The organism is Sphaerospermopsis sp. LEGE 08334 (assembly GCF_015207205.1).
Classification (GTDB): Bacteria; Cyanobacteriota; Cyanobacteriia; order Cyanobacteriales; family Nostocaceae; genus Sphaerospermopsis.
On the sequence record NZ_JADEXH010000069.1, the window covers coordinates 1 to 19,037 of the forward strand.

Consider the following 19,037-nt stretch of genomic DNA (forward strand, 5'->3'; position numbering starts at 1 on the left):
CCAGTCCCCAGTCCCCAGTCCCCAGTCTCCTCTGTACTCGCAGAACTCGGTTAAAGAAGATCGGTCAACAGGTGATGGTTGGCGATCGCGTGGTTATTGAAGAACCGGACTGGACGGGGGGACGAGGGGCGATCGCTGATGTTTTACCAAGACAAAGTGAGTTAGATCGACCGGCGATCGCTAATGTGAATCAAATTCTTTTGGTTTTTGCGGTTGCTGATCCTCCTTTAGAACCTTTTCAGTTGAGCAGGTTTTTGATTAAGGCTGAATCTACAGGGGTAGATGTTTTATTATGCTTGAATAAATGTGATTTAATTACAGAAGAAGAACGACAGGAAATTAGCGATCGCCTCCAAATTTGGGGTTATCAACCAATTTTTATTAGTGTGCAAAATCAAATTAATATTAATGAAGTTGCGAAATATTTAAACAATAAAATTACTGTGATTGCTGGTCCTTCTGGTGTGGGAAAATCCAGTGTAATTAATATGTTAATTCCTGATGCTAATTTGCGGGTGGGTGAGGTTTCTGGTAAGTTAGCTCGTGGTCGTCACACTACCCGTCATGTGGAATTATTTGAACTTCCTGATGGTGGTTTGTTAGCTGATACTCCTGGTTTTAATCAACCTGATTTAAGTTGTCTTCCTGAAGATTTAATCTATTATTTCCCGGAAGCGAGAAGACGTTTAGAAGGTGGAAGTTGTCGGTTTAGTGATTGTTTACATCGAGATGAACCAGGGTGTATGGTGGGTAGTGACTGGGAGAGATATGAGCATTATTTGGATTTTTTAAATGATGCGATCGCTTATCAAACTTATCTTAAAGAACAAGCTGATCCTGAGTCTACTGTTAAGGTGAAAGCTAAGGGTAAGGGTGAAAGTAAGTATGAACCTAAGTTGGAAAGTAAGAAGTATCGTCGGGTTTCTCGTCGGGTTCAGGTGCAAAGTTTACAAGATTTAGATTTAGATGGTGAGGAGTAGGTAAGAGGTTTTTTAGGGTTTTTCTGTTTGGTGTTTGTTTCTTTTTTTATTGAACCACGAAGACACGAAGGGAGCGAAGATAAGAAGTTTTTGAGGGTTTTTCTGTTTGGTGTTTGTTTCTTTTTTTATTGAACCACGAAGAACGCAAAGGACGCGAAGGTAAGAGGTTTTTTAGGGTTTTTCTTTTTTCTTTACTTCTTTTTTATTCTCTCTCCTGACTCCTGACTCCTGACTCCTGACTCCTCATTTTAATGTTTCTTTTATTGCTATTTCTAACAACTCATCTAGAGAAATTCCTGCATTTTTGGCCATACAAGGAATGACGCTTTTAGGAGAAAATGAACAATATAAACCAGCTTCTAAAAAGTAAGGTTCTCCATTTGGATCTATGCGAAAATCAAATAAGCTATAATGGCGACATCCTAATGCTTGATGACATTTTTTTGCTGCTGTTTGTACTTTTTCTGTGATAGGATCTTTTGTATCTACAATCCAAGCTTTTACACCATCTTTCGCTGTTAAATGTAAGTTACCATCATCCCCTATTTTCAGTTTATCAGCATAGTCTCTCACAGGTTTATTTTTGGAGTCTACTAAATATTCTTCTAGGGGTAAACCTATTAATTCTCCCTCTTTTTCTATGATCCCACATCTCACTTCTCGACCTAATTCTATATATTCTTCTACTATTACTTGTTCTGAATATTGAAATGCTTCTTTTAATGCGGTTTCGTATTCTTGAATATCTTTGACTAAACTCACTCCTAATGAGTTATCTGAGGTTGCGGGTTTTACTACTGTTTTGGGTGCAATGGTGGGAATGTCTCCAAGACGCAAAACCTCACCGCGAGGAACTTTTACCCCTGCTGCTGCTACAATGGCTTTAGCTTTCGCTTTATTCGCGGTTATGGCCATGACTTCCGGGGTATTACCTATATAGCGAATTTTTAACACATCACATAAAGCGCGGTAATGGGTCATTCCCGGTATACAAAACATCTGGGGTATGACTACATCAATGTTTTTTGTCGTTATCCAAGCTATAGCATCGGATAGGGGTAAACTTTGACTAGCTGCGATATCTTCAAAACTCAAAGAATGGGGAAATCTCCACTGATGATCTGGTGTAATATATGCAATCAGAATATCATAGTTTGGGTTATTTGCGATCGCCTGAATTGAATCTTGAGCATAAAGTCGTGATAAATTACAGAAAAAATCACTTTCTGCTGAACCTGTTAGGTAAAGAAGGTTAAGTTTTGACATATTTTTTGAGAAGTTCTAAATTTCCGAAGTTTTCAAATTACGTTCGCGTAGCGTTTCCGCAGGAAATATTACGAATTATTTAATCTCCACCAATTTCCACTAATTTCCCAATATTGAAATCTATTCTTACCCATCCTTTTAATTTTACCAGATTTTGCAACAATAACAAAACAATTTGCCAATGATGCACCATCAAAAATGGTAAAGGATCATCTTTATCTAACATTGCATCTTTACCTTTAATCACTTTATTTAACCAGTTTGTTAAATCATTAAAAGACCTAATTCCGGTGATTCTCCACAATTCATGATATAACCAATAAGTTGGTTTACTACTTGGTAAAGGTTCTATATGAGTTTGATTTTTACCAGGTTCTAAATACGCATCTGCTAACCCTGGATGATCATGAAACATGGTAATAGCGGTGTGAGTGCGGGGGTTACATTCAATGGGGTAAACTTTTCCGTCTGCTGTTTGAATAAAGTCAAAAGAAATTTGTCCAGTTAAATTTAATTCTTTGACAAATTTTTGCACCCAATTAAATATTTCTGGGTTGTCAACCTGTTCATAATTTACCTGAAAAGGTGAAGATTGAGAACAGCAATGTAAACGAATTTCTCCATCTCTGACTGTACTATGGGTACAATATTCTTGACCTTTAATAAATTCCTGCATTACCCAAGGTCTTTCTTTACTAATAGGCAATTTTTTTACATATTCTTCCATTCCTTCAAAGGGAAATTTCGTCATATCTAAACGAGTCACAGAATCATATTGAATACTCTTAATAATGTAAGGATTTTGTTCTTGGGAAAAATCAAAGTTGATAATTTCTTCAGGGGAAGTTATTAAAAATACCTTGGGTGCAGTTAAACCTAAAACTCGCGCTTGTTCACATAAACTAAATTTATCATCTAGGGTTTTTGTCATTTCTGGATCAAAATGAAATACTTCACAATAAGGTGATAATATTGGTTTTGCTAAGGAGTCATAATAACTTGCAACGGGACTGGAAACGGGAATAAATACATCTATTTTTTCTCGTTTTACTATTTCTAATAAACTTTGACAATATCCTTCTGGATCTTTTTCCGGTGCGGGTACTGTGAAGAAGTTTTTAACTGCGTTAGAAAATTGATGTCCTGATAACCAATATTTATGGGTTTCTACCATAAATACTTGATGTCCTGCGCGATGAAATGACCTCGCAAGTTGTAATGATTTTGTCATTTTACCACCTGTTAATAGGATTTTTTTGGGGTTTTCACAGGTGATTTTTTTTTGAAATGGTAGGGTGATGATGTTGGTGATAAATGCGGTGATGACTAGGGTGAGGTTGATGGGGAACATTATCAGGAGTAATGTTAATGTTCCTATGTTTTGAAAAAATGCGGTGATTTTTTTCATGTTTTTTATCTCACGCAGAGACGCAGAGAACGCAGAGGTTTAAGAAGGTTTTTTGGTGTTTATGTCTTTTTTTGATTGAACCACGAAGGAACGAAGGAAGCGAAGGTAAGAGGTTTAAGAGAGATTTTTTGTTGGGTTTAAGTTTAAGATCCCCGATTTCTTTGTTTAATTATCTTATTTTATGATTGTTTTTCTGAGAAGTCGGGGATCTGAATATTCAATTTTTTATTTTCTTTTGATGATTGTTAAACCGTCTCTTAATGGTAATATGACTTGTTCTACTCTGGGATCTTGGGTGACTGTTTGATTAAATTTCGCTATTGCTTCTCCGTTTTGTGTTCTTTTTTCTTTGGGTAAATATGGTTGTCCTTGTAATAATGTGTTATCTACACATATAAATCCATCCTTTGCTAATAGGTTGGTTTCTATTAACAGGTTGAAATAATCTACATATCCTGGTTTATCAGCATCTATGAAAACTAAATCAAAGGTTTCTCCATCTGCAATTAATTTCTTTAAGGTTTCTATTGCAGGTGCAGTTACCACTTTAATTTTTTTACCATGTTCTGAATTTTCAAAACATTCCTTCGCAAATTCTGATACATATTCATCCACTTCACAAGCAATTATATCACCATCTATCGGTAATGCTTCTGCCATTGCTAAAGCAGAATATCCCGTAAACATTCCTATTTCTAAAATGCGTTTTGCTTTAGTCATGGACACAAACATTTTTAAAGTTTGTCCTTCAATATGACCAGATAACATTTCTTGTTCTAACTGACGAACTGTTTCACCATCATCAAATCTCTTACTCCAATCTTCTTCAGCAGTTCTTTTCGCTAGTGCTGCTAATTTTGGAGATTCTTTTGTAGTATTATCTTCCAAATATGGATCTATTCCTGCTGCTAAATCATACACCTTTTCTAAAGAGTTTAAAAGTTCAACAGAAACATTTTCTTGTTTCGCTATTTTCAATGTTATTTCTAGTTCTTCCACCAAAATACCCAAGGGGGTAACAGGTCTAGGTTTGTTGATTTTTGTTAGTGTTTCAGTCATTTTTTTTAGGAGTCAGGAGTCAGGAGTCAGGAGTCAGGAGTGAGGAGTCAGATTATTGAATAAATCATGGTATTATTACAGCAGTTTTCATGTATTTCTACCACATCTTTCTTGTTCTCTTCCTTTCTTCCTTTGCGTCTTTGCGACTTTGCGTGAGATTTAAATAAAAATGTGGTTCATTTACCTGAAAATTGCTGTAATTACTGGTTTTTGCTTCAACTATGAGTTAAAAGCTGACTGCTGATAGCTGATAGCTAATTACTATTATTCCAAACCCAAATCTTTCAAATACATTTCCACACCAGCACCGTGATTTGCTAAATTACTACAAACAGCCTTATGTGCTTTTACTGCTGCTTCTAACAACTCCGGTTCAACTTCTTGAATATAGTCACACGCACCTATCCCACCTCTGGGAACAGGGGCCCAAAGTCCACCATCTCCCCGCTTCCGACGCATATTTTTCTGACCTTCGATCATGATCTCCATGTCTTCCAAAATGGGATGATACACTGTTAAACCCAAAGACTGACATAATGCAATAATGCGATCGCGGTGTTCCGGTTCTAACCAGTTCATCTCTACCGCTAATGTCGCACCAAAGGCCATTCCAGTTGTCACCGCGTGTCCGTGCATCATCTTCACCGCTGGTTCAAACCGAGGACTCCATGTATGCCCATAAGCATGGGGACGATCTTGATATGCTTCAAACATATTTGTTCCCTCATGTTTCATGTAAGAGAACAACGCACGGTAAATAATCTCGTCTGCTATTTCTGCTAACTCTTCATCTGCGTCTACAGTCGCAAAATGTGTCTCTATCAAACGCGGTCCGTATTTCTCCAACATCTCAAACAATACCGCATCATCGGTAATGGCCATTTTAATAATTTCTGCCATCCCATTACGAATATGTCCAGTTGCTAAGGTGCGGAAAAAACTCCGATCTACTAAGGTTAGTACGGGGGGATGATATGCACCAATACTATTTTTGAACTGTTTACCATTGGTACAAGTGCGGGGTGAAGGACCTGCGTCAATAGCTGCTACTACTGTTGTTCCCACCATAATATAAGGTGTCCGACGATGTTGTAAGGCACAAGCTAAACCCGCAACATCGCTTAACACACCACCACCTATAATTAATACAGGTTCGTTGCGGGAAACATCGCAACCATCTTTTCCTAAAAACCCTAATATTTTGTGTACTGTTTCCGGGGTTTTGTCTGTTTCCCATGCGCGACATACCATCATTTCTAATGGTATTTCATGAGCATCAAAATATTTTCTAACTTCCTCACCATACAACTCGTTAACTGTCTGGTCTATGACTGCTACACAACGACAACGACTATTGTATATGTTAGCTAAAATCTCGTTTTCTAACTGAAAAATTCCTTCTACTACTTTGACTTCTGCTGTTAATGTGAAGGTAGCAGCAACTTCAAAGGAACGACCATCTTTTTTATGTGCTATTTCCCCAGATCCTTTGTACCACTGGGATGTGAGGTACTTTTCCCCATGTGTGAATCTGATAGTATCATTCACTAGGGAATTTTCGATTTTTTCTGATTCTACTAATATGTTATCTGCAATATCTGGGGTTGGTAATATGCTTTGTGGAGTCATGTTAACTGGCCTTTTTCTGATTTTTGTAATTTGGTCAATATGGAATATAAAAAAGTTCTGTTCTTGTAGAAATTGGATTTATTTGAACAGTCCTTTTTTTTTGCAAAAGCTTCAACAACATCAATCAGATGAACCGATGTTTCAGATTTAACATTTGCATCTTGCCAACCAGTCGGCTGGGTAGCAAATTTACTCATACTTTCACCGAAAATGTAACTAAACGTTAATTTTTCTCATTTTCTGCGGTGGTTTACGAGTAAATTTTGAAATTTAATTAATGTTCTTAACAAAGAGTAACATTTTTTGGTTGCTTGTGGTTTATGTAAAGTTTATGTATTTATTAAATTAATCAGAATTGATTTAAATTCAAAAAAATATATTCTTTTTAGTGATATATATTATTGACAGGTCTATTTTTTTATGATATGTAAATCAACGCTAATAGTATAAATCAGAATAGTTGCTTAGGATTGCTAGAAAACAACTATCTGCGGTTGGATATTCGGTTTTCAAATTCAGTTGTTGCCCTTGATTAATAAAACTTCCTTCACGATCCCGATATCATCTTAAAATATTGTTAATTTCTGCCAAACTCTCGACCTTCAATTTACAAACCACCCCAAAACTATTATGGCTATAGGCTACGTCGCACTTGTACTTCATGCACATTTACCCTTCGTTCGTCACCCAGAAAGTGACTATGTGCTAGAAGAGGAATGGCTTTATGAAGCTATCACAGAAACTTACATTCCTTTATTGAAAGTATTTGAAGGATTAAAGCGAGACGGCATCGAATTTAAAATCACGATGAGTATGACACCGCCTCTGGTGTCTATGCTTCGTGATCCTTTGTTGCAGGAACGCTATGATGAACATTTAGCCAAATTAGAAGAACTGATAGAGTTAGAAGCGGAACGCAATATCCACAACGGACATATGCGTTATTTGGCTGAACATTACGCCACTGAGTTTAATGAAGCTCGTCAGGTTTGGGAAAAATACAAGGGTGATTTAGTAACAGCTTTCAAGCAGTACCAAGATACAAACAACCTAGAAATCATAACTTGCGGTGCTACTCATGGGTATTTACCCTTAATGAAGATGTATCCCCAAGCTGTATGGGCGCAACTTCAGGTGGCTTGTGAACATTACGCAGAAACTTTTGGTCAAGCACCTAGAGGTATTTGGTTGCCTGAATGTGCTTACTATGAAGGTTTGGAAAGGATGCTGGCGGATGCTGGTTTGCGTTATTTCCTCACCGACGGACATGGTATTTTATACGCTCGTCCCCGTCCTAGATTTGGTACTTACGCGCCAATTTTTACAGAACCCGGTGTTGCTGCTTTTGGTCGTGACCATGAATCTTCTCAACAAGTATGGTCTTCGGAAGTGGGTTATCCCGGTGCTGCTGAATATCGGGAATTTTATAAGGATTTGGGTTGGGAAGCTGAATATGAGTACATCAAACCTTATATCATGCCCAATGGGCAACGTAAAAATACTGGGATTAAATATCATAAAATTACCGGACGCGGTTTAGGTCTTTCTGATAAGGCTTTGTATGATCCTTATTGGGCAAGGGAAAAATCCGCAGAACACGCTGCTAACTTTATGTATAATCGGGAAAGACAAGCCGAACATTTACACGGGATCATGGGACGGCCTCCGATTATTGTTTCTCCCTATGATGCTGAGTTGTTCGGTCATTGGTGGTATGAAGGTCCTTGGTTTATTGATTACCTGTTCCGTAAGTCATGGTACGATCAGGGAACTTATGAAATGACCCATTTAGCTGATTATTTACGAGCTAACCCAAATCAACAAGTCTGTCGTCCTTCTCAGTCCAGTTGGGGTTATAAGGGTTTCCATGAATATTGGTTAAATGACACTAATGCTTGGATTTACCCGCATTTACATAAAGCTGCGGAACGGATGATTGAAATTTCCCAGTTAGAACCAGAGGATGAGTTGCAATGGAAAGCTTTAAACCAAGCAGCGCGGGAGTTGTTGTTAGCTCAATCTTCTGACTGGGCGTTTATTATGCGGACAGGAACAATGGTCCCTTATGCTGTGAGAAGAACACGATCGCACTTAATGAGATTTAATAAACTCTATGAAGATATCAAAGTCGGTAAAGTTGATAGTGGTTGGTTGGAAAAAGTCGAATTGATGGATAACATTTTCCCCAGCATCAACTATCGCGTTTATCGTCCCGTTTAGTTTTTCGCAGCTTGACCATCTCTGGGTTTCCAGCCCGGAGAGGATCAAGTTCCATTCCTGGTGGTTGTGACAACAGAAATTGCAAAATTTTCGCAATTAGGTGAGTATCAATGATAGATTATTATTGATGCTACCTAATTGACACAAACTATCGCAGGTTTTCAAGTCAGAATCATCATGAAATCTTTGCACCGTCCCGATTTATATACCTGGTCTTGTTTTAACCCGACAAGAAATATTGATTTCAATGGGTTCGCCTGGATTCGTCCAGAGGGTAATATATTAATTGATCCAGTAGCTTTATCAAATCATGATTGGCATCATCTGGAATCTCTCGGTGGTGTGGTTTGGATTATCCTGACAAACTCGGATCATCTGCGAGCAGCTAAGGAAATTGCTAGTCAAACTTATGCGAAAATTGCCGCACCGATAGCTGAAAAGGAAAATTTCCCAATAGCGTGCGATCGCTGGTTGAGTGATGGTGAAGAATTTGTCCCAGGAATGAAAGTCATGGAACTTCAAGGTTCAAAAACTCCCGGTGAACTAGCTTTACTACTAGAGGACACAACTTTGATTATTGGTGATTTAGTGCGATCGCGTTCAGCAGATACTTTAACTATTTTATCCAATGACAAGCTGTTAAATCGAAAACAAGCTATTGCTTCCGTTCACAGATTAGCAACATTAACCAAAGTACAAGCTATTTTAGTCGGAGATGGTTGGTCTGTATTTCGGTACGGAAATGAAAGATTAAAGGAACTTTTAGCTACTTTGTAATTCGTAATTCAACAAGATACCTGACTTCTGGAAAAAGTTGGGTATTTGATTGTCTGCAATCAAAGCAAATTCAAATTACAATAGAAGATATTGCTATTGTCGTAATGATTCAGGATAGAAAATACTCTAAGTCAGAAGAATAAAGGCTTTTCAAGTAAGTTATGATAATTTTGAAAAAATATCACTTGTCTCTATTCCTGATTTCATAAGCATTCTGACTCCTGACTCCTGACTCCTGAATTCTTACCTATTTTCTATTCCCATACAACTATGAATAATTTTATCAATAGTAAAAAACAACTATTTGATCGGTGGGCATCAAGTTACGATTGGACATTTCCTTCTTTTATTTACCAAGCTATTCATAAAAGATTAATTTCCCACATCGAACTTCCAGCAAATGCCAATGTTTTAGATTTAGGTTGTGGAACTGGACGCTTATTAAATAGATTAGCCAGTCAATTTCCTGACTTACGCGGTACTGGTTTAGATTTATCTCCCCAAATGTTACGGGTTGCCAGACAAAGTAATCAGCACCGTCCACGCTTAATTTATATTGAAGGGAATGCAGAATCACTTCCTTTTGCTCAAGGTCAATTTGATGCAGTTTTTAACACTATTAGTTTCTTACATTATCCTCAACCAGAACAAGTTTTAAGTGAAGTTGCCAGGGTACTTGTTCCCGGTGGACGCTTTTATTTAGTTGATATAACTGCTAATAAATCACCTTTTCAATTAATGGCAAATTCTCCAGTTGGAGTTAAATTTTATCATCAAGAACAACGTCAAAAACTAGGATCTGATGCTGGTTTATTGTGTTTAGGACACTACTATTTATTGGGTCCAGTATTACTGACTATTTTCGCAAAACCTGAATAGATCAACATACAGCAGGAGTCAGTAGGGGCGAAGCATTCGGAAAATAACCAGGGACAAAAATTGATAATTGTTCCTCCGAATGCTTCGCCCTTACAGGAAAATAACCTGAGATAAAAATTGATAAGCTGTTGTGCATTTAATTTGCATAAGTTTAACAGGCAAGACTTGTACTGAGCGCAGTCGAAGTATGCCTGTTCCACAAGAGCTAAGAATATTAGGATTATACAATTTAGCTGCGTAACAGCTTAATTGTTCGCCAATCTTTTAGGATTTGGCGATCGCTTTCATGAGTCGGTGTAGGTTTGCGTTTATTAGTAGGTCAAAATTTTAACGCCCGATTTGATTGGGGTATTCCCTTAGTTAAAGTCGATCAAACAAGAAAACGGTCTTTACTTCTCCATTGAATATAGACCTTTTTAGTCAGTAGTCAGTAGTCAGCAAAACCCCTGATTAGCCCCCCTTTCTAAGGGGGGTTGGGGGGATCTAACTTGTGGCCACATCACAGAAAAATCTCCTGAAAAAAAATAATTGCCAATAGCGGGCTATTTTGCATAAATTTCTGTAAAATCGAAATCTAAATAAAAAAAACCACATTATTAAGTGAATAGCTCTTTATTTTGCCATTGTTCACCTTTCCTTTTGCCTGTCCCCACGAAAAGACATTTATGCCTAACGGCACGCTACGCGAACAGCAAACCCTAGTTAGGGAACTTATGAGGAAAGCAATAGTCCATTTAGAAACTTAAATTTTCAACTGCTTATGTTGCGTCGGCAAACTGTATTGTATCTACTCCTGAGTGTTTTACTCATTAGCTGTTCACCCCCAACCACAGCCGAACCCACTACTACATCAACCTCTCAAGTCCAAGTACAAACCCCTAAAGGTCAAAATTTGCCAATATCTGCTCAAGCTACCATTCCCAACGGCACAAAAATCAACCTAGAAGTCGCAAAAACTCCAGAACAACAGGCTATGGGGTTAATGTATCGACCAGCCTTACCCGATGACAGGGGAATGTTATTTGTATTTCCCTCAGCCCAAGCAGTCAGTTTTTGGATGAAGAATGTACCTGTAGCTTTAGATATGGTCTTTCTTCACGACGGGGTAATTAAGTATATTGAAACTTCTGCACCCCCCTGTAAAAGTGAACCTTGTCCCACCTATGGTCCTAACGTACCAATAGACCAAGTAATTGAACTTAGATCCAAACGAGCTACAGAATTAGGTTTACAGGTAGGTGACAAAGTAAAAATCGAATTTTTCAACCCAAGTTATTAGTCATTGGTTATTCTTCCCAGTCCCCAGTCACCTGTGAAGAATCTGTCAATTTTTCATGAAGATACTTTGGTAAAAAAACTATTCCGTAAAATATAGAGGTTAATATTTAGCAGCAGTTATCATAACATCGGATCTAGCTTTTCCCCAATGAAAAACCCAACTTCAAAGTTTCACTGGAAAAATCCTTCTTGTGACATAAGTGTAAATAGTCATCAATAGAGGACTATAGGCTATGGAATCTTGGATACTTTAGATGTAATTACATTAAGCACAAAAAACTCAAGAGGATCAAGCCAATTTAACTTATAGTTCCTATTACTTGAGATTGGGGGAAACAAGCAATACGAAAGTCATAGGATTTTGGATTTTAGATTTTAGATTTTGGATTTTAGATTTTGGATGGTGAAAGTGTTTGAGGATTTATTCAGTCATAGCACAGTGACACATAAAATACTGGCTTTAGATCACTGAGAAATGAAGGAAGGATATATGATAATACACTCTACTCAAGGAGGTGAGATACAAATGGCACAATCAAGATATTCTCGTTTGATTAATTTTCTCCAAGAAGATTTGGCGATCTCAGCCGCTTCTCTGTCTGTGGCTTTGCGTCATCGGGAGCAGGATACAGGCTCTTTAACCATGATCCTGTGGCAGTATGGGTTGATTACCCTAGAGCAGTTAGAACAAATTTATGATTGGTTGGAGACTGCATAGGTAAGCAATGGAATACTAGAAAATCCATTGCTGGTAACTATTTTGGTCAATATTCTGGCGGCTAACTGTATGCAAATTCAATATGAAACGGTTGAGCTAATTCAGGAGAAATAAGGTATGTCAAGTCAACTCTGCCCTGGGCAAAGTTTGATAGATCGAAAAATTGATGCTGAGAATTTTGAATTATTGACATCCAAATTAAAAGGGCAAGTTGATCAAATCACTTGCCCTTTTGTTGTGAAGAGGCAGGGAACAGGGAACAGGGAAAAGATATTTATTTATTATCCCTATCTCCCTATTCCCTTCTTACTGTCACCTGTCACCTGTCACCTGTCACCTACCTTATCCAAAAACCTTAGCAGCAGCAGCTATACCGGTACCAGGGGTAAAATTGTCATAGCCAACTTCTGCCAGCACAATTTCTAATGATGCGATACAACTGAGAATATCGCGATCGCTCACAAATCCCAAATGTCCAATACGGAAAATTTTATTACTTAGATGGTCTTGTCCACCAGCTAAAGCAATATCAAACCGCTTTTTCATCAATGACCGAATTTTATCCGCTTCCATTCCCGGTACTGATACAGCGGTAATAGCTGGACTAGCACATTCATCTGCCGCAAACAATGGTAAATTTAAAGCTTTCATCGCTGCACGAGTCGCATTTTTTTGGCGTTCATGACGGGCAAAAATTGACTCTAAACCCTCTTTTTTCATCATCCCCAAGGTGGTGTGTAGTGCCACAATTAAGTTTACTGGGGGAGTAAAAGGAGTTGTATTTTTAGCAGTAGACTTACGATATTTACCTAAATCTAAATAATATTTTGGCAACTTCGCAGTTTTGTAAGCTTCCCAAGCTTTAGGACTCACAGACACAAATCCTAAACCGGGGGGTATCATGTAGCCTTTTTGGGAACCGGAAGCAACTACATCCAATCCCAAAGCATCAACAGCCACATTGTAAGCACCCAAGCTAGTTACAGCATCAACAATAATTAAAGCTTCCCCATGTGCTTTTATATGACTATTAATAGCTGCCAAATCATTAATTACACCTGTGGAAGTTTCGCTGTGGGTGATAATGACAGCTTTAATTTCCTTGTTGGTGTCAGCTTGTAAAATTTCTCCAAACTTAGCAGGGTCTAAAGGTTGTCCCCATTCTGCGGTGACAGCTTCCACATTTAAACCAAAAGCTTGACCGACTTCTACCCAACGTTCACCAAACTTACCATTAGAACCGACCAAAATGCGATCGCCAGCGGAAAGAAAATTAATCATTCCCGCTTCTACTGCACCAGTACCGCTAACATTCAGCATCAGTACATCATTTTGGGTTTGGTGCAGCCATTTCAGGTTTTCTGTCACCTCCCCCATCATGTTACTAAATTCACTGGTACGGTGTCCAATGGGGTGTTTAGCCAAAGCCAGTAAAGCTGCTTCTGGAACCGGAGTAGGTCCAGGAATCATCAACATTAACTTATCGTCCATTATCTCTATCCCAAAAATCCAATAAGATTCAAAATCCTGTGAGGATGATTTAATTCTGATGGCAAATTTTAGATATTCATCTACAAATTCAATCAGTCTGTCATCAGAAGATTATAGTACCTGAGAGAGTCACATCTGCTCTAGGCATAAACTTAAAAATTAAAGGCAAAAAGGCCAGCTTTCGGCTTTCCTTTTCACCTTTCCTCTTTATTTTTGATCGGAAACCACTTGATTGGTAATTGGTAATCGGTAATTGGTCAAAACTCTTTTCTGTCACCTGTCACCTGAATTATTTACCAAAAAGCTGATTAATTGCCAATTTTGGATCTGGTTGTTTTACCAAAGACTCACCAACGAGTACAGCGGATGCTCCGGCTGTTTGTACTATACTTAAATCCTCTGGTGTATGTAGTCCTGACTCACTGACGACTAAAATATTTTTCTCCTGTAATTGACTACCTCTTGCTTTCAGTAGTTCGCAGGTGGTTTGGAGGTCAACGGTAAAATCTTCTAGGTTGCGATTATTGATACCAACTAAAGAAACACCATCTAAAGCTAAAACTCGGTCAAGTTCTTCTAAACTATGTACTTCAATCAAAGCCGCCACTTTCAGAGTGTTGGCAATTTTAATGAAATACTGTAAATCCTGATCACTAAGAATTGCCGCTATCAATAAAACTGCATCTGCGCCATTCACTCGCGCCAAATACATTTGATAAGGATAAATAATAAATTCCTTACATAATAATGGTAAATCTACGGCAGCACGGACTAAAGATAAGTTATCAAAACTACCTTGAAAAAACTTTTTATCGGTGAGAACAGAAAGACAACTTGCACCACCTTCTTCATAAGCTTTAGCAATTTCTACCGGGTCAAAATCTGCCCGTAAAACCCCTTTGCTGGGGGATGCTTTTTTTACTTCTGCAATTAATGCAGGTTTAGTTTTTCCTTGACGCAACGCAGCAACAAAATCACGGGTAGGAGGTGAGGAAAGGGCTTTTTTTTGCAGTTCTTTTAACGGCAATTTTTCCCGCATTTGTTCAACTTCTGTTTCTTTATACCAAACAATTTCTTCAAGGATATTATTTGGTTCAGCATCCTCTAATACTGCTTGGTAGCGAACAATAGAGACATCAATAGCTGGACTAGGTTGACGACGACGAATTTGCATTTTTGGTAATTGGTAATTGGTAATTGGGCATTGGGCATTGGGCATTGGGCATTGGGCATTGGGCATTGGGCATTGGGCATTGGGCATGGATTATTAAATTCCGCTTTTTCCCTGTTTCCTATTTCCCAATCACCAATCACCAATCACCAATCACCTAACTTGCGATCGCTCGTTTGTAGGCTTCATCTAACACTTCTGATAGTGTAGGATGGGCGTGAACCAAATAAGCCAAATCTTTTACAGATTGACGGTTAGCAACTGCGGCGGATGCTTCGTGAATTAAACTGGAAGCGTGTGCGCCGAAAATATGCACACCTAAAACTTCGCCTGTATCTGAACGATAAATTACTTTAGCAATGCCATCGGCTTCGTTTTCTGCCAAAGCTTTAGAATTACCCTTAAAGTAACTCTTACTGGTACCAATTTCAAAACCTTCTGCTAAACCTAATTCTTGGGCTGCTGTTTCTGTTAAACCCACATAACTCACTTCTGGATGGGTAAAAGCTGCTGCGGGAATGCTGCGATAGTCTACTGTTTTGTTTTTACCCAGGATATTTTCTACAGCAATAATACCTTGAGCCGAAGCGGCATGAGCCAACATCATTTTACCGTTAGCATCACCAATGGCATAGAGGTTAGGAACTACTTCACCACCTGAAAGCACTTCCATACCATCATTTACAGGGATAAAATTCCGTTTATCCAGTTCCACACCCACAGATTCTAAACCGAGATTTTTAGTAACGGGGATGCGACCTGTAGCTACTAAACAAGCATCAACTTCTAAAACATCTAAATCTTCTTTAGTTTGGAAGTCTGCTAACTCAATGACAACAGGAGAACCAGGAATTACCCTTTTTGCGTATATTCCCACTTTGGTTTCAATATCACGGGGAGTAATTAAAACCCGTTCTGCCAGTTTAGCAATATCCCGATCAAATCCTGGCATTAATACATCCAGGGCTTCAATCATGGTAACTTCACAACCCAAAGCGGTGTAAACATCAGAAAATTCTAAACCGATGTAACCACTACCAATAATAGCGATCCACTGAGGTAAAGATTCTAACTTTACACCTTGGTCACTGGTAAAGACGGTTTTACCATCTATTTCTATTCCAGGAGGAACAAAAGGAACAGAACCAGGGGAAAGAATGATATTTTGGGCAGTGATAGTTTTGTCACCACTATCCGTCATCACGTTGACTTTCTGTGAACCAGCGATTTTTCCCCAACCCCGGATAATATCGACTCCCAAACGTTTGAGACTGTTGGTTAAGTCACCTTGAATTTTCGACACAAGATTATTAGCATGATTAGCGATCGCCTCTCGCTCAAATTCTACACCACCAATCTGAATCCCCAAAGACTTGAGATGGTGAGCGTTACGTAACTCCCGCACCTTACCGGAAGCAGCTAACAAAGCTTTGGAAGGAATACAACCTCTGTTAACACAGGTCCCTCCCATGTCTCCAGCTTCAATAATCGCTGTTTTCAAACCGTAATGAGCAGCGTGTAGGGCTGCGCCATGACCACCTACACCCGCGCCAATAATCACTAAATCGTAATCAAATCCAGAACTCACGTTAGTTTCCCCGTTTCTTTAACCTACTTATTTTTAACTTCATTCCCCCCGCTAAAACAGTTCACTTAGTGCGATCGTGTTCAGAATGGGGATAACCTTAAAATTATAGTTATATTTGGATGATGGGTTTTTCATGACATTTTGCCATTTTACCCTATTTCCCGATCATTTAGAGCTTGTCCTAAGTTGACAATTTCATAGACAAAACTATACTTATATTGACAAAAATCAATATATTTTCCGGAAAAAATCCACTACTTGATATATAATACGGTGATATCAAGTATTGAATTGAGACTATTGCCGACGCGAAAACCAAGCAATGATGGTGGTAGTCTTTTTCAGAAACTTAATTGGAACACAATCGCGTTGGGCTACAGCGTGAAGGTCTACAGAGGGATAACCGCTCCCATGCTCCCGTTGAAGTAGAAAGTAAAGTCTAGCTTTGTCTAGGTTTTATATAGCAGCAAACCGTTAATTAACCCTAATTAGTTAAATACGCGACTTTTTCAAATCTTGGATTTCTGAGGGTGTGAGGTTGCGCCATTCACCTAGTTGTAAACCATTTAATTGTAATTGACCAATACTGACCCTGATTAATCTTAAAGTGGGAAATCCTACCGCAGCAGTCATGCGTCGCACCTGGCGGTTTTTCCCTTCTGTGAGAGTCATTTCCAGCCAAGCTGTAGGAATATTTTTCCTAAATCTAATCGGGGGGTTGCGTTCATTCACTATAGGTTCTTCTGAAAATAGCTTAACTTGGGCGGGACGAGTTCGGTAATCTTGAATTTCTATTCCTGTGCATAGTTTTTGGATAGCTTCTGCATCAGGAATTTTTTCTACCTGTACCCAGTAGGTGCGTTGATGCCCAAACCGGGGGTGAGAAAGACGATGCTGTAACGGTCCATCATTAGTTAATAACAGTAAACCTTCACTATCCCAGTCTAAACGCCCCACTGGATAAACATCAGGTACATCAATGTAGTTTTTCAATGTAATGTGTTGCGGAGATTCTTCGGTAAATTGACTCAGGACACCATAGGGTTTATGAAAAATAATATACTTAAATTCATTGGTCATTGGTACATTGGTCATTAGTTATTAGTTATGATGCTAAAAATCCAGCCCCTACACATTTAAAACAGGCTTGGGAAAGATTTCAGCAAGGCAGTAAGGCGATCGCCCTGGTGCTGCCAAATAATCTTGAAAAAAACGGAGAAGGAGGGATTCGAACCCTCGTTGAAGTTTCCCCCAAACAGACTTTCCAGGTCTGCGCCTTAAACCACTCGGCCACCTCTCCAGGTGTCATGAATTTTCATTCTAAACCAAAACTGTAAAAAATGCAATGATTAGATCAAAGATTTTTACAATAAATCTACAATCTCACATTCTTTAGCAAAAATCAAGATGGTTCAGACCCACACAGTCAAAGTTCACAACCGCCAAACAGGCGCATCACACACCCTGCAAGTTCCAGAAGACCGTTATATCCTGCATACAGGGGAAAATCATGGCATAGAACTGCCCTTTTCTTGCCGAAATGGGGCTTGTACAACTTGCGCTGTCAGGGTAATCTCAGGAGAAATTTACCAACCAGAAGCTATTGGCCTATCCCCAGATTTACGCCGTCAAGGTTACGCTTTGTTGTGTGTGAGTTATGCCCGTTCGGATTTAGAAGTAGAAACACAAGACGAAGACGAAGTTTATGAACTTCAGTTTGGGCGCTTTTTTGGTAAGGGCAAAGTTAAAGCGGGTTTACCCTTAGATGAAGATTAGAGGCAAATAATAAACAATGAAGATTGTCCCAAGGTGCAGCTACTTACAGGCTAAAATTGCTGCTTTAGTATCTTGTTTGGGTATGTGGGCGCAAAAAGTAGCAATTTTATCTTGTTTGTTGTTGTTGGTCAGTTGTCAAGGCAAAAATCAGCCAGCAAACATACCCACAGTAGTCACAGTAGCGCGGGTTGTCAGCGGACAAACTTTAGAAGTGCTGGGATTGGGAGAACAACCAAATATAACTTCCCAAGTACGCTTAATCGGTTTAGATGCGCCTGATTTACGTCAGCGTCCTTGGGGGGATGATGCTAAAGCACTTTTAGAAAAGTTAATTAATGATGGTGATGGCGGGAAAAAATCTCTCAAGTTAGAGTTTGACCTGGAAACCAAAAACAGGTTTGGGCAAATCTGGGCTTATGGGTGGAAAGATCAGGTGTTTTTGAATGAACAAGTGATCAAACAAGGGTATGCTCTATTTGTGGGCCGATCGCCTAATCACAAATACAATCAACGCCTAGAAAATGCCCAACTTTGGGCAAGACTGATGGGACAAGGTATCTGGAACCCAGAAAACGCCATGCGTCAAACTCCTGGTGAATATCGGCGGATGAATAGGTGACAAATCAAGTCAAAAGTCAAAAGTCAAAAGTCAAAAGTTTTAATTGGAAACCTAATGACTAATGACTAATGACTAATGACTAATGACTAATGACTAATGACTAATGACTAATGACTAATGACTAATGACTAATGACTAATGACTAATGACTAATGACTAATGACTAATGACTAATGAC

17 protein-coding genes and 1 tRNA gene are annotated in these 19,037 nt (G+C 38.8%); 8 read left to right on the top strand and 10 right to left on the bottom strand.

The genetic code is table 11. The features are described from left to right. On the top strand, positions 1-980 hold a 980-nt coding region (gene rsgA, locus IQ237_RS24420), incomplete at its 5' end, for a small ribosomal subunit biogenesis GTPase RsgA (RefSeq protein WP_194059804.1). 243 nt (positions 981-1,223) lie between these two features. On the opposite strand, the gene IQ237_RS24425 is transcribed toward rsgA, so the two are convergent. The 5 genes from IQ237_RS24425 to IQ237_RS24445 form a co-directional block, all read right to left on the bottom strand. Next, on the bottom strand, positions 1,224-2,246 hold the full coding sequence (locus IQ237_RS24425; protein ID WP_194059806.1) for a D-alanine--D-alanine ligase: 1,023 nt from the start codon (positions 2,244-2,246) through the stop codon (positions 1,224-1,226). 79 nt (positions 2,247-2,325) lie between these two features. After that, complete coding sequence (locus IQ237_RS24430) at positions 2,326-3,654, bottom strand: ATP-grasp domain-containing protein (RefSeq protein ID WP_194059808.1); 1,329 nt, start codon at positions 3,652-3,654, stop codon at positions 2,326-2,328. Positions 3,655-3,879: 225 nt separating this feature from the next. Further along, positions 3,880-4,713, bottom strand: a complete 834-nt coding sequence (locus IQ237_RS24435) for an O-methyltransferase (RefSeq protein WP_194059810.1) — start codon at positions 4,711-4,713, stop codon at positions 3,880-3,882. Positions 4,714-4,977: 264 nt separating this feature from the next. After that, positions 4,978-6,342: a sedoheptulose 7-phosphate cyclase gene (locus IQ237_RS24440; RefSeq protein ID WP_194059812.1), complete on the bottom strand. Its 1,365-nt coding sequence runs from the start codon at positions 6,340-6,342 to the stop codon at positions 4,978-4,980. Then, entirely contained in the window at positions 6,339-6,539 is a 201-nt protein-coding gene (locus IQ237_RS24445) for a hypothetical protein (RefSeq protein ID WP_194059814.1), read from the bottom strand. Before IQ237_RS24445 ends, IQ237_RS24440 begins: the two co-directional genes overlap by 4 nt. 433 nt (positions 6,540-6,972) lie before the next feature. On the opposite strand from IQ237_RS24445, the gene IQ237_RS24450 reads away from it, so the two are divergent. From IQ237_RS24450 to IQ237_RS24470, 5 genes are all read left to right on the top strand, one after another. Continuing rightward, on the top strand, positions 6,973-8,562 hold the full coding sequence (locus IQ237_RS24450) for a glycoside hydrolase family 57 protein (RefSeq protein WP_194059815.1): 1,590 nt from the start codon (positions 6,973-6,975) through the stop codon (positions 8,560-8,562). A 177-nt stretch (positions 8,563-8,739) separates the two neighbouring features. Beyond that, positions 8,740-9,339 (top strand): MBL fold metallo-hydrolase, encoded by a 600-nt coding sequence (locus tag IQ237_RS24455; protein WP_194059817.1) that lies wholly within the window; start codon positions 8,740-8,742, stop codon positions 9,337-9,339. Positions 9,340-9,609: 270 nt separating this feature from the next. Then, complete coding sequence (locus IQ237_RS24460; protein ID WP_194059819.1) at positions 9,610-10,218, top strand: class I SAM-dependent methyltransferase; 609 nt, start codon at positions 9,610-9,612, stop codon at positions 10,216-10,218. Between the two features lie 760 nt (positions 10,219-10,978). After that, complete coding sequence (locus tag IQ237_RS24465) at positions 10,979-11,497, top strand: DUF192 domain-containing protein (protein ID WP_194059821.1); 519 nt, start codon at positions 10,979-10,981, stop codon at positions 11,495-11,497. A 489-nt stretch (positions 11,498-11,986) separates the two neighbouring features. After that, positions 11,987-12,214, top strand: a complete 228-nt coding sequence (locus IQ237_RS24470; protein WP_096566475.1) for a DUF2949 domain-containing protein — start codon at positions 11,987-11,989, stop codon at positions 12,212-12,214. A gap of 342 nt (positions 12,215-12,556) precedes the next feature. Here the strand turns inward: IQ237_RS24470 and IQ237_RS24475 are convergent, their stop codons facing one another. The 5 genes from IQ237_RS24475 to IQ237_RS24495 form a co-directional block, all read right to left on the bottom strand. Then, positions 12,557-13,705, bottom strand: a complete 1,149-nt coding sequence (locus IQ237_RS24475; RefSeq protein WP_194059823.1) for an alanine--glyoxylate aminotransferase family protein — start codon at positions 13,703-13,705, stop codon at positions 12,557-12,559. A gap of 289 nt (positions 13,706-13,994) precedes the next feature. After that, positions 13,995-14,879, bottom strand: a complete 885-nt coding sequence (gene trpC / locus IQ237_RS24480; RefSeq protein WP_194059827.1) for an indole-3-glycerol phosphate synthase TrpC — start codon at positions 14,877-14,879, stop codon at positions 13,995-13,997. 154 nt (positions 14,880-15,033) lie between these two features. Then, on the bottom strand, positions 15,034-16,464 hold the full coding sequence (gene lpdA, locus IQ237_RS24485; RefSeq protein ID WP_194059824.1) for a dihydrolipoyl dehydrogenase: 1,431 nt from the start codon (positions 16,462-16,464) through the stop codon (positions 15,034-15,036). Positions 16,465-16,956: 492 nt separating this feature from the next. Further along, positions 16,957-17,544, bottom strand: a complete 588-nt coding sequence (locus IQ237_RS24490) for an rRNA large subunit pseudouridine synthase E (RefSeq protein ID WP_194059828.1) — start codon at positions 17,542-17,544, stop codon at positions 16,957-16,959. 133 nt (positions 17,545-17,677) lie between these two features. Then, positions 17,678-17,764, bottom strand: a tRNA-Ser gene (locus IQ237_RS24495). 107 nt (positions 17,765-17,871) lie between these two features. On the opposite strand from IQ237_RS24495, the gene IQ237_RS24500 reads away from it, so the two are divergent. Together IQ237_RS24500 and IQ237_RS24505 are read left to right on the top strand one after the other, a co-directional pair. Next, positions 17,872-18,240 carry a 2Fe-2S iron-sulfur cluster-binding protein gene (locus IQ237_RS24500; RefSeq protein WP_194059825.1) on the top strand — a complete coding sequence of 123 codons (369 nt, stop codon included), beginning with the start codon at positions 17,872-17,874 and terminating at the stop codon, positions 18,238-18,240. Between the two features lie 16 nt (positions 18,241-18,256). Beyond that, a complete protein-coding gene (locus IQ237_RS24505; protein ID WP_194059826.1) occupies positions 18,257-18,859 on the top strand; it encodes a thermonuclease family protein in 603 nt (200 codons plus the stop codon). Positions 18,860-19,037 lie beyond the last annotated feature (178 nt).

Excerpts from the sequence above, each read along its gene's own strand:
- IQ237_RS24425 (WP_194059806.1), bottom strand. The coding sequence starts at position 2,246 with ATGTCAAAACTTAACCTTCTTTACCTAACAGGTTCAGCAGAAAGTGAT.
- IQ237_RS24430 (WP_194059808.1), bottom strand. The coding sequence starts at position 3,654 with ATGAAAAAAATCACCGCATTTTTTCAAAACATAGGAACATTAACATTA.
- IQ237_RS24435 (WP_194059810.1), bottom strand. The coding sequence starts at position 4,713 with ATGACTGAAACACTAACAAAAATCAACAAACCTAGACCTGTTACCCCC.
- IQ237_RS24440 (WP_194059812.1), bottom strand. The coding sequence starts at position 6,342 with ATGACTCCACAAAGCATATTACCAACCCCAGATATTGCAGATAACATA.
- IQ237_RS24445 (WP_194059814.1), bottom strand. The coding sequence starts at position 6,539 with ATGAGTAAATTTGCTACCCAGCCGACTGGTTGGCAAGATGCAAATGTT.
- IQ237_RS24450 (WP_194059815.1), top strand. The coding sequence starts at position 6,973 with ATGGCTATAGGCTACGTCGCACTTGTACTTCATGCACATTTACCCTTC.
- IQ237_RS24455 (WP_194059817.1), top strand. The coding sequence starts at position 8,740 with ATGAAATCTTTGCACCGTCCCGATTTATATACCTGGTCTTGTTTTAAC.
- IQ237_RS24460 (WP_194059819.1), top strand. The coding sequence starts at position 9,610 with ATGAATAATTTTATCAATAGTAAAAAACAACTATTTGATCGGTGGGCA.
- IQ237_RS24465 (WP_194059821.1), top strand. The coding sequence starts at position 10,979 with ATGTTGCGTCGGCAAACTGTATTGTATCTACTCCTGAGTGTTTTACTC.
- IQ237_RS24470 (WP_096566475.1), top strand. The coding sequence starts at position 11,987 with ATGATAATACACTCTACTCAAGGAGGTGAGATACAAATGGCACAATCA.
- IQ237_RS24475 (WP_194059823.1), bottom strand. The coding sequence starts at position 13,705 with ATGGACGATAAGTTAATGTTGATGATTCCTGGACCTACTCCGGTTCCA.
- trpC (WP_194059827.1), bottom strand. The coding sequence starts at position 14,879 with ATGCAAATTCGTCGTCGTCAACCTAGTCCAGCTATTGATGTCTCTATT.
- IQ237_RS24490 (WP_194059828.1), bottom strand. The coding sequence starts at position 17,544 with ATGACCAATGAATTTAAGTATATTATTTTTCATAAACCCTATGGTGTC.
- IQ237_RS24500 (WP_194059825.1), top strand. The coding sequence starts at position 17,872 with ATGGTTCAGACCCACACAGTCAAAGTTCACAACCGCCAAACAGGCGCA.
- IQ237_RS24505 (WP_194059826.1), top strand. The coding sequence starts at position 18,257 with ATGAAGATTGTCCCAAGGTGCAGCTACTTACAGGCTAAAATTGCTGCT.